Origin of the sequence: Dorea longicatena, assembly GCF_025150085.1 — a bacterium.
GTDB lineage: Bacteria > Bacillota > Clostridia > Lachnospirales > Lachnospiraceae > Dorea_A > Dorea_A longicatena.
This window is the reverse complement of sequence record NZ_CP102280.1, coordinates 1-12,500: the sequence shown is the minus strand read 5'-3', so window position 1 is coordinate 12,500 and position 12,500 is coordinate 1. Positions and strand designations below refer to the sequence as shown.

Annotated in this window: 10 protein-coding genes, 1 tRNA gene and 1 rRNA gene (1 of these 12 running past the window's edge); 1 reads left to right on the top strand and 11 read right to left on the bottom strand. The window is 42.3% G+C overall.

Translation table 11 applies throughout. The features are described from left to right. The 5 genes from NQ508_RS00060 to NQ508_RS00040 form a co-directional block, all read right to left on the bottom strand. Positions 1 to 239: ribosomal RNA gene (locus tag NQ508_RS00060) — 16S ribosomal RNA — on the bottom strand (it extends 1,293 nt beyond the left edge of the window). Positions 240 to 679: 440 nt separating this feature from the next. Continuing rightward, positions 680 to 767 (bottom strand) — tRNA-Ser (locus tag NQ508_RS00055). 122 nt (positions 768 to 889) lie between these two features. Continuing rightward, a complete protein-coding gene (locus tag NQ508_RS00050) occupies positions 890 to 1,600 on the bottom strand; it encodes a lysophospholipid acyltransferase family protein (protein WP_006427116.1) in 711 nt (236 codons plus the stop codon). Next, positions 1,597 to 2,148, bottom strand: a complete 552-nt coding sequence (locus NQ508_RS00045) for a Fe-S-containing hydro-lyase (RefSeq protein ID WP_006427117.1) — start codon at positions 2,146 to 2,148, stop codon at positions 1,597 to 1,599. Before NQ508_RS00045 ends, NQ508_RS00050 begins: the two co-directional genes overlap by 4 nt. 5 nt (positions 2,149 to 2,153) lie before the next feature. Further along, positions 2,154 to 2,996: a fumarate hydratase gene (locus tag NQ508_RS00040; protein WP_006427118.1), complete on the bottom strand. Its 843-nt coding sequence runs from the start codon at positions 2,994 to 2,996 to the stop codon at positions 2,154 to 2,156. Between the two features lie 124 nt (positions 2,997 to 3,120). Between NQ508_RS00040 and NQ508_RS00035 the strand changes: the two genes are divergently transcribed. Then, positions 3,121 to 3,582, top strand: coding sequence for a C-GCAxxG-C-C family (seleno)protein (locus NQ508_RS00035; RefSeq protein WP_044919805.1), 462 nt, complete (start codon positions 3,121 to 3,123; stop codon positions 3,580 to 3,582). A gap of 59 nt (positions 3,583 to 3,641) precedes the next feature. Here NQ508_RS00035 and gyrA read toward each other — a convergent pair whose 3' ends face one another. The 6 genes from gyrA to dnaA all read right to left on the bottom strand — a co-directional run bounded on the left by gyrA (position 3,642) and on the right by dnaA (position 12,497). After that, complete coding sequence (gyrA, locus tag NQ508_RS00030) at positions 3,642 to 6,155, bottom strand: DNA gyrase subunit A (RefSeq protein ID WP_006427120.1); 2,514 nt, start codon at positions 6,153 to 6,155, stop codon at positions 3,642 to 3,644. 54 nt (positions 6,156 to 6,209) lie between these two features. Continuing rightward, positions 6,210 to 8,141 carry a DNA topoisomerase (ATP-hydrolyzing) subunit B gene (gene gyrB, locus NQ508_RS00025; protein WP_006427121.1) on the bottom strand — a complete coding sequence of 644 codons (1,932 nt, stop codon included), beginning with the start codon at positions 8,139 to 8,141 and terminating at the stop codon, positions 6,210 to 6,212. A gap of 11 nt (positions 8,142 to 8,152) precedes the next feature. Further along, positions 8,153 to 9,244 carry a DNA replication/repair protein RecF gene (gene recF, locus NQ508_RS00020; RefSeq protein WP_022416186.1) on the bottom strand — a complete coding sequence of 364 codons (1,092 nt, stop codon included), beginning with the start codon at positions 9,242 to 9,244 and terminating at the stop codon, positions 8,153 to 8,155. Then, a complete protein-coding gene (locus tag NQ508_RS00015) occupies positions 9,234 to 9,443 on the bottom strand; it encodes an RNA-binding S4 domain-containing protein (RefSeq protein WP_022416187.1) in 210 nt (69 codons plus the stop codon). Before NQ508_RS00015 ends, recF begins: the two co-directional genes overlap by 11 nt. A gap of 254 nt (positions 9,444 to 9,697) precedes the next feature. Further along, positions 9,698 to 10,807, bottom strand: coding sequence for a DNA polymerase III subunit beta (gene dnaN / locus NQ508_RS00010; RefSeq protein ID WP_022416188.1), 1,110 nt, complete (start codon positions 10,805 to 10,807; stop codon positions 9,698 to 9,700). A gap of 304 nt (positions 10,808 to 11,111) precedes the next feature. After that, a complete protein-coding gene (gene dnaA, locus NQ508_RS00005; RefSeq protein ID WP_044919808.1) occupies positions 11,112 to 12,497 on the bottom strand; it encodes a chromosomal replication initiator protein DnaA in 1,386 nt (461 codons plus the stop codon). Between the last annotated feature and the right edge of the window lie 3 nt (positions 12,498 to 12,500).

The following is a 12,500-nucleotide window of genomic DNA, read 5'->3' as shown; positions in this document are numbered from 1 at the left end:
CATACCACCGGAGTTTTTACCACTGTACCATGCGGTACCGTGGTCTTATGCGGTATTAGCAGTCATTTCTAACTGTTATCCCCCTGTATGAGGCAGGTTACCCACGCGTTACTCACCCGTCCGCCGCTCAGTCACAAAGGAAATCATCCGAAGAATCTTTCCAAAGCGCTTCGCTCGACTTGCATGTGTTAAGCACGCCGCCAGCGTTCATCCTGAGCCAGGATCAAACTCTCGTTAAAAATTTTTAATTCCGATTTGACTCGGACTTAAAATCAAGTTCGTTCCAGTTCAAGAAAACTACTAGCTTTCTTATCCCCTTTACTGTTTTAAGGTTCGACATTAAATGTCTGTTCTGAATAATTCTCTTTAGAATTTTCAGGGTTGTTGTCTATTGTTTAATTATCAAGGTTCTTTGTTGTTTCTTGTTCAACAGCTTGTTTAGTATATCACACTCTCAACTGTTTGTCAAGAACTTTTTTAATTTATTTTTTGCTTTCTTTTTACAAATCTTTTAAATAATTTGTTTGCGAAAGCTTGTATATAATACCATGTATTTTATAGACTGTCAAGATGTTTTTTCATCTTTTTTATTTTTCCTTTTAAATACATTTCCCAGTATCATATATGGCCGTAAAAAAACTATCTGAAAGCTCGTTTCAGACAGTTCTCACTGACCTAACGGAGAAAGAGGGATTTGAACCCTCGCGCCGGTTACCCGACCTACACCCTTAGCAGGGGCGCCTCTTCAGCCTCTTGAGTATTTCTCCAGCGAAAGTTATTATATCAAGCCTTTCTACGTATGTCAATTACTTTTTCGCATTTTTCTAATATTTTCTTTACTGGCATATATTTACATTATATATATGCCTATTTTCTTTATTCTAAAGATCTAAAGACTACTGTTAATCGTACATTGTATTCTTTCTTTCACTATGGCTGCTATTTCTGTTGTTTTCATATCTTTATATTCATCATAAAGTAATGGTTTTAAGAAATGCACCTGTACATCCACTTGTTCTGTTGTCTTGGAATCAAATGGCACAAAACAATTAACCAGCGCAACTGGCACGATCGGACATTTTGCCCTGGTTGCCGCTTTGAAACTTCCGCCTTTGAATTCCTGTACCTGATTACCTTTTTTAGATCTTGTACCTTCCGGAAAGATAAGAAAGTTCTTTCCCGCTTTTACATCATTGCTTACATTAACAATTACCTGTAAAGACTGACGGACATCCTCTCTGTCAATCATGTAAGCCTTCATACACTCAAAAACCTGTTTAAGAAATGGAACATTAGCCACTTCTTTTTTAGCAACTACCGAAAATGGTCTTGGACACGCTTCCATAATCGCAAGTACATCATAAAGTCCCTGATGATTTGGATAGAACATGAATCCATTATCATCCGGGATGTTCTCCTGTCCATATACTTTAATATTAATATTTCCCGAAGTATTGGCACGATGATCTATGTATCTTAATAATTCATAGTGTTCTTCCTCTGTATACTTTTCAACATGTCTTGCATGATAACATAATTTGTACCAATAAACCGGCACAAACAAAATATTTCTTATAACCATCAGAAGAATTCTTCTCATATCTTTTTGTACTCCCTGATTGCTGTCTCATACAGATTGTTACCTTCGCTGTCAATTACTACGATAACCGGAAGATTCTCTACCTGAAGTTTACGGATAGCTTCCGTTCCAAGATCTTCATATGCAACAACCTCTGATGATTTTATACATTTGGACAATAAGGCACCAGCTCCTCCGATTGCCGCAAGATATACACACCCATTGCGCACAACAGCATCGATTACCGCCTGACTTCTTTTTCCTTTTCCGATCATTGCTGTCTGTCCAAGATCAAGAAGACGTGGTGCATATTTGTCCATACGGCTGGCGGTTGTCGGTCCGGCAGATCCTATTGGACGCCCCTCTCTTGCAGGAGATGGTCCCATATAATAAATTGCCTGATTTTTGATATCAATTGGTAATTCTTCGCCTCTGTCCAATGCTTCGTCCATCCGCTTATGTGCTGCATCTCTGGCAGTATAAATAGTTCCGGTGACATATACATAATCTCCAGCGTGAAGAGATTTTGCTGTTTCTTTTGTAATAGGTGCTGTGATATGCTTTTCCATAGTATTTACACCTCCCTGATAATATGGCGATTTACATGACAACAGATATTGACCGCTACAGGAAGTCCTGCAATATGCGTCGGGTAAGTATTCACATTAACTGCTAATGCGGTTGTCGTTCCGCCAAGTCCGCCCGGGCCGATTCCAAGTTTATTAACTGTATCCAGCATTTCTTCCTCCAGATCTTTAACCCATGGGATCTCAGAGTGTGATCCTGCCTCTCTTGTAAGTGCTTCTTTTGCCATCAGTGCACATTTTTCAAATGTTCCACCTATACCGACTCCGACTACCATTGGCGGACAGGCATTTGGGCCTGCATCCCTGACTGCTGTAAGAATTGCATTCTTTACACCTTCAATTCCGTCTGCCGGTTTCAGCATAAATACACGACTCATATTTTCACTTCCGAATCCTTTCGGAGCAACTTTTATCTCTACTTTATCTCCCGGAACAATACTGTAATGTATGACTGCCGGTGTGTTATCTTTTGTATTTTCGCGAATGATCGGATCTCCTACAACTGATTTTCTAAGGAAACCTTCCACATATCCCTGGCGTACACCTTCGTTCACGGCATCTTCCAGGCTGCCTCCTTCAAAATGTACATCCTGACCAACTTTCAGAAATACGACTGCCATACCTGTATCCTGACAGATTGGAATCATATCTTCGGCTGCAATCTTTAAATTATCCTGCAGCTGATCTAAAATCTGGCGTCCAAGAGGAGACTGTTCTGTATCCAACGCATGCTTCATCGCCTGATCCATATCCTCTGCCAGAAAATGATTTGCTTTTATGCACATATCTTTTATATTCTGTGTGATCGTATTTACATTAATTATTCTCATCTATATCCTCCGTCCCAAATAAAAAATGCCCTGTCTCATATTCATTTTACCCTCTCCCCATATGATATACAAGTTCTTTTCGCTGTGCTATAATGAATTTAATACATTTTTAGGAGGGGTTGAAATGACAACAAATGTAGATTTAGAGAAACTTCAAAAGGATGCCGTAGACATCTTTAATCAGGGTTTTGCCTGTTCAGAATCTGTCATTTATGCAATCAAGGAGAATTTTGAACTGGACATGTCGGATGATGCGATTGCTATGAGTTCCGGATTTCCATGGGGGCTTGGCGGAGGCGGATGTATCTGTGGTGCACTCGCCGGAGCAACGATGTGTATCGGATATTTCTTCGGACGTAAGACACCTGGTGATCCTAAGATTAACCGCTGTTTCAAGCTTTCGAACGAAATCCACGATTTCTTCAAGGAATACTGTGGTGCAACATGCTGCCGTGTTCTGACAAAAGGCAAAGAGAAGAATTCTCCGGAACGTAAAGCACAGTGTACAGACTTTGTAGCTGCTACTGTGAAGAAGACTGCGGAGATCATTCTTCGTGAACTTGCTGCAGATGAGGCGGAAAAATAAAAATATTTTTTCAAAAAACGAGGCGGAAATTTTTTAATCTTCCGCCTCGTTTTATATCTTTATTCTTCTGTCTCTACGTTCTCTGCATCTTCTGTACTTTCTTCCGGCTCTACCAGATCATCTTCTGATTCATCGCCTCTACGTACTTTTGCGATACAAGCTACTTTATCGCCTTCCGGCAGGTTGATAAGCTTCACTCCGGATGTCACTCTTCCGAGTTCTGAGATTCCGTCACACTTCATACGGATGATGATTCCCTCCGTGTTGATGATCATGATCTCATTGTCCTCATCTACTGCTTTCACACCTACAACGTTACCGGTCTTCTCTGTGATCTTATAACACTTCACGCCTTTACCGCCACGGTTCTGGGCTGTAAATTCATCGATGGAAGTACGTTTACCCATACCATATTCGGACACGATCAGCAGTTCTGTTCCCTGTGAGTCGATCTGCATTCCGATCACTTCGTCGCGGTCTACCAGATTCATACCACGGACACCCATGGATGTTCTTCCGGTCGGACGTACATCACTTTCGTTAAAACGGATACACTGTCCATACTTTGTAACCATGAACACATCATGATCGCTGTCTGTGTATTTTACCTCGATCAGCTCATCTTCCTCACGCAGAGTAATTGCTGCAAGTCCTGTCTTTCTGACATTTGCATATTCTTTAATCGGAGTCTTCTTGATGAGACCTTTCTTGGTTGCCATCAGCAGATACTCATCATCGTTATATTTCTCAATCGGAATGACCGCACTGATCTTCTCGCCCGGCATTAACTGCAGCAGGTTCACGATCGCAGTTCCTCTGGATGTTCTGCTTGCTTCCGGAATCTCGTATGCTTTCATACGGTATACACGTCCGGTGTTCGTAAAGAACATCAGGTAATGATGTGTATTGGTCATGAAGAGCTCTTCTACGTAATCCTCATCCAGCTTCTGCATTCCCTTGATTCCCTTACCGCCACGGTTCTGGGCCTTGAATGTATCATGAGACATTCGCTTGATATATCCAAGCTTAGTCATCGTAATGACCACATCTTCTCTCGGGATCAGATCTTCCATGGAAATATCAAATTCATCAAATCCGATGGATGTTCTTCTCTCATCACCGTATTTATCACGGATCACAAGAATCTCTTCTTTGATCACGCCAAGTAATAACTTTCTGTCAGCAAGGATCGCACGTAAATGTTCGATCTGCTCCATCAGTGCTTTATATTCTGCCTCGAGTTTCTCTCTTTCCAGACCTGTCAGAGCACGCAGTCTCATATCTACGATTGCCTGTGACTGTACGTCTGTCAGTCCGAAACGCTCCATCAATTCTGATTTTGCGATCTGGACCGTCTGGGAACCTCTGATGATCTTGATCACTTCATCAATGTTATCTAATGCGATCAGTAATCCCTTTAAAATATGTGCACGCTCTTCGGCTTTATTTAACTCATACTGTGTACGGCGTGTCACTACTTCTTCCTGATGTTTCAGGTAGTAGTTCAGCATCTCCATCAGGTTCATGACCTTCGGCTCATTGCCGACCAGAGCCAGCATGATCACACCGAATGTGTCCTGAAGCTGTGTATGTTTGTATAACTGGTTCAGAATAACATTGGCATTGGCATCTCTTCGAAGCTCAATGACTACACGCATTCCTTCACGGCTTGACTGGTCACTTAAATCTGTGATTCCGTCAATCTTCTTATCACGTACCAGCTCTGCAATCTTCTCGATCAGTCTTGCTTTGTTAACCATGTAAGGCAGCTCACTTACGATGATACGGCTCTTGCCATTCGGCATCGTCTCGATATCTGTGACCGCACGCACACGGATCTTGCCGCGTCCGGTTCTGTATGCCTCTTCAATTCCTCTTGTTCCGAGAATCATACCACCTGTCGGGAAGTCTGGTCCTTTGATGATCTTTAAGATCTCTTCGATCGTTGTCTCTTCTTTATCCTCGATCTGGTCATCAATGATCTGTACGACTGCATTGATCACTTCACGCAGGTTGTGCGGCGGGATATTCGTCGCCATACCTACAGCGATACCGGAAGTACCGTTGACCAGAAGGTTCGGAAATCTTGACGGCAGAACGGTAGGTTCTTTCTCCGTCTCGTCAAAGTTCGGAATGAAATCAACGGTATTTTTATTAATATCCGCTGTTAATTCCATGGAAATCTTACTCAGTCTTGCCTCTGTGTATCGCATGGCGGCAGCACCGTCACCGTCCACAGAACCAAAGTTACCATGTCCGTCTACCAGCGGGTATCTGGTAGACCATTCCTGTGCCATATTAACCAATGCACCATAGATAGAGCTGTCACCGTGCGGGTGATATTTACCCATCGTATCACCGACGATACGCGCACACTTTCTGTGCGGCTTGTCAGGACCGTTGTTCAGCTCGATCATAGAGTACATGATTCTTCTCTGTACCGGTTTCAAACCATCTCTTACATCCGGCAGGGCACGGGACGCAATAACACTCATCGCGTAGTCGATATAAGAGGTTTCCATTGTCTGTTTCAGATCCACTTCGTGGACTTTGTCAAATATATTGTCTTCCATCAATCTCTCAGAGATTTAATTATCCCTGTTCCTCCTTTCTTCTACACGCTTATATTATACATCCAGATTCTTAACGTATTTTGCATTCTCAACGATGAACTCACGTCTTGGCTCTACTTTGTCACCCATCAGTGTCGTAAATGTCAGGTCCAGTTCGCTCGTTGTCTCATCATCCATCGTTACACGTAACAGGATACGGTGTTCCGGATCCATGGTTGTCTCCCAGAGCTGTTCTGCATCCATCTCTCCAAGACCTTTGTAACGCTGGATCTTATTATTACCGTCACGGCCGACTTCATTGATGATATTACTCAGTTCTTCGTCACTGTATGCATACCATACCTTCTTGTTCTTCTCAAGCTTATAAAGCGGCGGCTGTGCCAGATATACATAACCCTGCTTGATAAGCTCCGGCATGAACCGGTAAATGAACGTCAGAAGCAGTGTACTGATATGTGCACCGTCCACGTCGGCATCGGTCATGATGATGATCTTGTGATAACGCAGTTTGGAAATATCGAAATCTTCATGGATTCCTGTACCAAATGCAGTGATCATCGCCTTGATCTCGGCATTGCCGTAGATCTTATCCAGTCTTGCCTTCTCTACGTTCAGGATCTTACCACGCAGTGGAAGGATTGCCTGCGTCGCACGGTCACGTGCTGTCTTCGCAGAACCGCCGGCAGAATCTCCCTCTACGATGTAGATCTCGCAGTTCTCCGGATTCTTATCCGAACAGTCTGCAAGCTTTCCAGGAAGTGCCATATTATCCAGTGCTGATTTTCTACGTGTCAGGTCTCTTGCCTTTCTTGCAGCCTCTCTCGCGCGCTGGGACATCACAGATTTCTCTACGATGATCTTACCAACGGCCGGATTCTGCTCAAGGAAGATCTCAAGCTGCTTGCTGACTACATTGTCAACCGCACCTCTTGCCTCGCTGTTACCAAGTTTCTGCTTGGTCTGGCCTTCAAACTGTGGATCCTCGATCTTGACGCTGATGATCGCGGTCAGGCCCTCACGGATATCTTCACCGCTTAAGTTCGGCTCATTGTCACGCAGAAGCTTGTTCTTTCTTGCATAATCATTAAATGTCTTTGTGATCGCATTACGGAATCCGACAACGTGTGTTCCACCTTCCGGAGTCGTAATGTTATTGACAAATCCATACGTATTGTCACTGTAAGAATCGTTGTGCTGCATAGCCACTTCGACAGACACATTATTTACCATACCTTCACAGTAAATGATCTGCTCATAAAGCGGTGTCGCACTGCGGTTCAGGTAAGTAACGAATTCTTTGATTCCGCCTTCGTAGTGGAATGTTCTTTCTTTCGGCTCTTCCTCACGGTCGTCCTTCAATACGATTTTCAGTCCTTTTGTCAGGAATGCCATCTCGCGGAATCTCTGTTTCAGAACATTAAAATCAAAGATCGTTGTCTCAAAAATGGTATCATCCGGCAGGAATGTTACTTTTGTACCGGTCTTTTCTTCTTCACAGTCACCGATCACGGTCAGTTTCTCCATAACTTTTCCGCGCTCGTAACGCTGCTGGTATACTTTACCCTCGTGGTAGATCTCAACTTCCAGCCAGTTGGAAAGCGCATTTACAACAGACGCTCCAACACCGTGAAGTCCACCGGATACCTTGTATCCTCCACCACCAAATTTACCTCCTGCATGCAGCACGGTAAATACAACTTCTACCGCAGGAAGTCCTGCTTTGTGGTTGATACCAACCGGAATTCCACGTCCATTATCGATAACGGTCACCGAATTGTCTTTATTGATTGTTACATAAATCGTATCACAGAAGCCCGCCAAAGCTTCGTCTACGGCATTATCGACAATCTCGTATACAAGATGATGCAAGCCTCTGGCTGATGTACTTCCAATGTACATACCAGGACGTTTGCGGACTGCCTCAAGACCTTCCAATATCTGAATTTCATCTGCGCCGTATTCATGCTGTACTTTTTCTGTACCCATTCTCAGTCCTCCTAGTTTTCTTTCGTTACCTGCCCGTTCTGGACATGGAACACTTTGTTTATTGAAAAGCGGTGATTTACAAAATCCTCAACACCCGTACAGGTAATCAAAGTCTGTATATCATGTATGCTGTCTAACAAATAGTTTTGCCTGTGTTTATCAAGTTCAGACAATACATCGTCAAGTAAAAGTATCGGGGTGTCATGTGTTGCCAGTTTGACCAGCTCGATCTCCGACAGTTTCAAAGACAGGGCAGCCGTTCTCTGCTGTCCCTGGGAACCATATTTGCGGATGTCCATATCACCGATCAGAAAGCCGATGTCGTCCCTGTGCGGCCCCACCGTTGTACTCTTCATCCGCAGATCTCTCTCCCGGTACCGGTTCAGTGCCTGTTCAAATGGCAGATCTCCCGTACTTGGCTCGTATATGATCTTCAGGCTTTCTTTACCGCCGGTCAGTCTCTGGTGAATCTTTGCAATGATCCCATTGATCTGTTCGACAAATTCTTTTCTTCTGGCAATCAGCCTTTCCCCATATTGTACCATCTGCAGCTCCCATATTTCCAGTGTATCCGAAAGATCTTTCTTTCCGCCGAAACTGAGCTCTTTCAGCAGATGGTTTCGCTGATTCACGATCCGGTTGTAATTCGACAGATTATTCAGGTACACCTTATCAAGCTGCGAAAGCTCCAGATCTATGAATCTTCTTCTCTCTGCCGGCCCGTTCTTGATAATGTTCAGATCTTCCGGCGAGAAAAATACAAGATTCACAATTCCGAAAAGTTCGCTTGCTTTCCGGATCGGCATCTTATTGATGGCAATCCCTTTCGGACTGTTCTTCTTCAGGTGCATATCGATCTGATAACTGATTCCGTTCTTTTCCACCACGGTTTCGATGTGTGATTCATCCTCGCCGAAACGGATCATATCCCTGTCCTTCGACCCGCGGTGGGACTTGGTCGTTCCGGACAGATACACAGCCTCCAGAATATTCGTCTTCCCCTGGGCATTGTTCCCGTAAAAAATATTCGTAGAACCATCAAACTCCACATTCAGAAGATCATAATTTCTAAAATTCTTTAATTTCAGGGAATTAACCTTCAATTCTGATCTCTTCTCCGTCAAATAATACAACATCTCCGCCGTATAACTTACGTCCGCGGCGTGTATCTGTCTCGCCATTTACCATGACAAGACCTTCCTGGATCACTTCTTTGGCTTCTACTCCGGATTCCACCATTCCTGTAGCTTTCAAAGCCTGTCCAAGCTTGATATATTCATCTCGTAATCTAATTGTCTCCATATGTCTCGCATTCCTCTCCCGGGATTCTCCCATATCTTATAAGTATAACTTATAGATAAATTTTATCAGATCAGCCAGGCTATATCCGATCCATCTATCAAAAAGCGTTCTACTGTATGCATTTCGTTGTATTTTTATGCACATTTTTCTGTTTTTCAGTTGCTTTTTATTATACTTATCGCTAAATCTTTTTGCAAGTATTCCTGCGTTTTTTGTTTTATCTTTTAATCTTCTTCCAGATATTCCATTCCCGTTTATGCTGCAGCATTAAAGTTAACAGGAAGAATCAGGTAGATGTAACTTTCTTCATCATCTTTGATGAAGCAAGGTGCTTTCGCATTCATCAGATAAATTGTTACTTCTTCGTCGTCGATAACACGAAGTGCATCGATCAGGAACTTCGGATTGAATCCGATCAGCAGATCTTTTCCCTCTTTTGTGATCATAATCTCTTCATTCATGGATCCGATCTGGGATTTGATCTTTAATTCCATAAGTTCGTCACCGATATTGATGATGATTGGTTTCTTGTCTCCTTCTTTTACCAGAAGTGTTGCTCGGTCGATACAGTTGAGCAGCTCTTTTTTATTAATTCTGACTTTTGTCTCATAATCATTTGACAACATCTGATCGATTCTGAAATATTCGCCTTCGATCAGACGTGATACAACGATCGTGTTATCAAATTCGAACACGATATGATTCTTTGTATATGAAATCGATACCACGTTTTCAGCCTCACCCGAAAGGATCTTACTGATCTCGATCAGTGTCTTTCCAGGTACAACAAGCTTTCTGTCAGCTACGCTTTTTTTCAATGGCACTTTTCGAATGGAAATTCTGTGTCCGTCCAGCGAAACAACTTTCAGAATGTTATCACTGATGTCGAACAATTCTCCAGTCATAAGTTTATTACTTTCACTGTCAGAAATAGAGAAAATTGTCTGACGGATGACTTCTTTCAATGTGAATTGAGAGACTTCTATAGAATCTTCTTTCTCAATAATTGGTAAGTAAGCAAATTCATCGCCAGGTTTACCGGCAATATCAAATTTTGCTTTTTCACATGTGATGACTGTCTGAAGATTATCTAAAGTTTCGATCGTTACTTCATTATCCGGAAGTTTTCTAACGATCTCTGAAAAAATCTTTGCATCGATAGCGATCATTCCGCGATCAATAATGTCTCCGGAAATTTCTGTCTGGATACCAAGTTCCATATCATTCGCTGTTAATTTGATAATATCTGTTGTTGCATCAATAAGAATACATTCAAGGATTGGCATTGTTGTTTTAGATGGAACTGCTTTGGAAACAATACTGACACCTTTGACCAGGTTGGATTTACTGCAGGTAATTTTCATATGTGTATAACTCCTTTCGCACGTGTGTGATAGATAAATAAATAAAATAGTTTCCGCCTCAGCCGTATTAGGGGATGTGGAAAAGAGGAAAAGTGCCTCTAGCCCAGTGTTTGCAAGGAATTTTGGCTTTGAAAACTTTGTGGAATTCGACTGGATTTTATGTGGAACGACTGTTGAAAACTTTTTCGTTTCTAAAGACAGGTGTAAAATTCCTGGTTTTTTCCCAAGGCTGTCCCATAGTTATCCACATGTCAGACGCAGATTTTCCACATAGTTATTCACAGGCCAAAATGGCAAAATAAGGCTAAGCCGGATTGATTTTCTTCTTTATAATATTAATAGTGTTAGAAAGAGTCTCGTCCGCCTTTAATTCGTTCTCGATTTTCTCAATCCCATGCTTGATGGTAGAGTGATCCTTGCCCCCAAGAATGACACCGACTGCTTTTAATGAAGTTTCTGTCATATTTCGGATCAGATACATGGCAATCTGGCGCGGAAATACGATCTCGGCGTTACGTTTATTCCCTTTCAGATCAGGAATAGATACACCAAAATGTTCGGAAACGATGTCCAAAATCAGTTCAGGCGTAACTTCTCTGCGATTATCCGAAGAAATGATATCTTTTAAGGCCTCTGCTGCAAGGGCAATATCGATAGAACCGGTGTTGTTCAGTTTATAAAGAGCAATCAGTTTATTAAGAGACCCTTCAAGTTCTCGGATATTTGTCTTGACGTTCGTTGCGATATATTCGAGTACATCATTCGGAATATTGTATTTTTCCAGATGATCCAGCTCGATCTTCTTCTGTAAAATCGCCATACGGGTTTCATAATTAGGTGATGAAATATCAGCAATCAGACCCCACTCAAATCGCGTACGAAGTCTGGCCTCCAAAGTTTCAATATCTTTCGGCGGCTTATCAGACGATATGATGATCTGCTTTCCGGATGTATGCAGATGGTTAAATGTGTGGAAGAATTCTTCCTGTGTACTTTCTTTTCCGATAATGAATTGGATATCATCGATCAAAAGTACGTCATTATTACGGTATTTATCGCGGAATTTCGACATTGCGGACTCGTTTCCGGCGGTTTTTCCGTTTTTGAGAGCTTCGATCAGCTCATTGGTAAATGTCTCGCTGGTTACATAGAGGACTTTTTTCTTTGGATTCTTGTCCAGAATAAAATGTGCAATTGAGTGCATCAAATGAGTCTTTCCAAGTCCAACACCTCCATATAAGAAGAGGGGATTGTATACTTCTCCCGGAGATTCGGCTACAGCAAGGGAAGCTGCATGGGCGAAATTATTGTTACCGCCGACAACGAAGGTATCAAAAGTATACTTCGGATTAAGCCCGGCTTTTTCCGCAGCACTTTTGCTTTTTTTCTTCTGATTTGCTTCAATGGCCATATTCTGAATCTCGTTCAGTCTGTCATCATCCTCGGAAATGAAGACAACTTCATATTCAGTTCCAGTAATCTCCGCAATACATACTTTTAATGGAAGCTGATATTTTTTTTCAATATATTCTACACTCGCATTCATATTTACTAATATAAATACGGTATTGTCTACGACATCGTAAACTTTCAATGGTTGGATCCACGTATTGAACGATACATTGGACAACTCATGTTCGACCCTGAGATGTTCGATAATTTCAGGCCATTTTTCCTTTACTGTATTCATCAT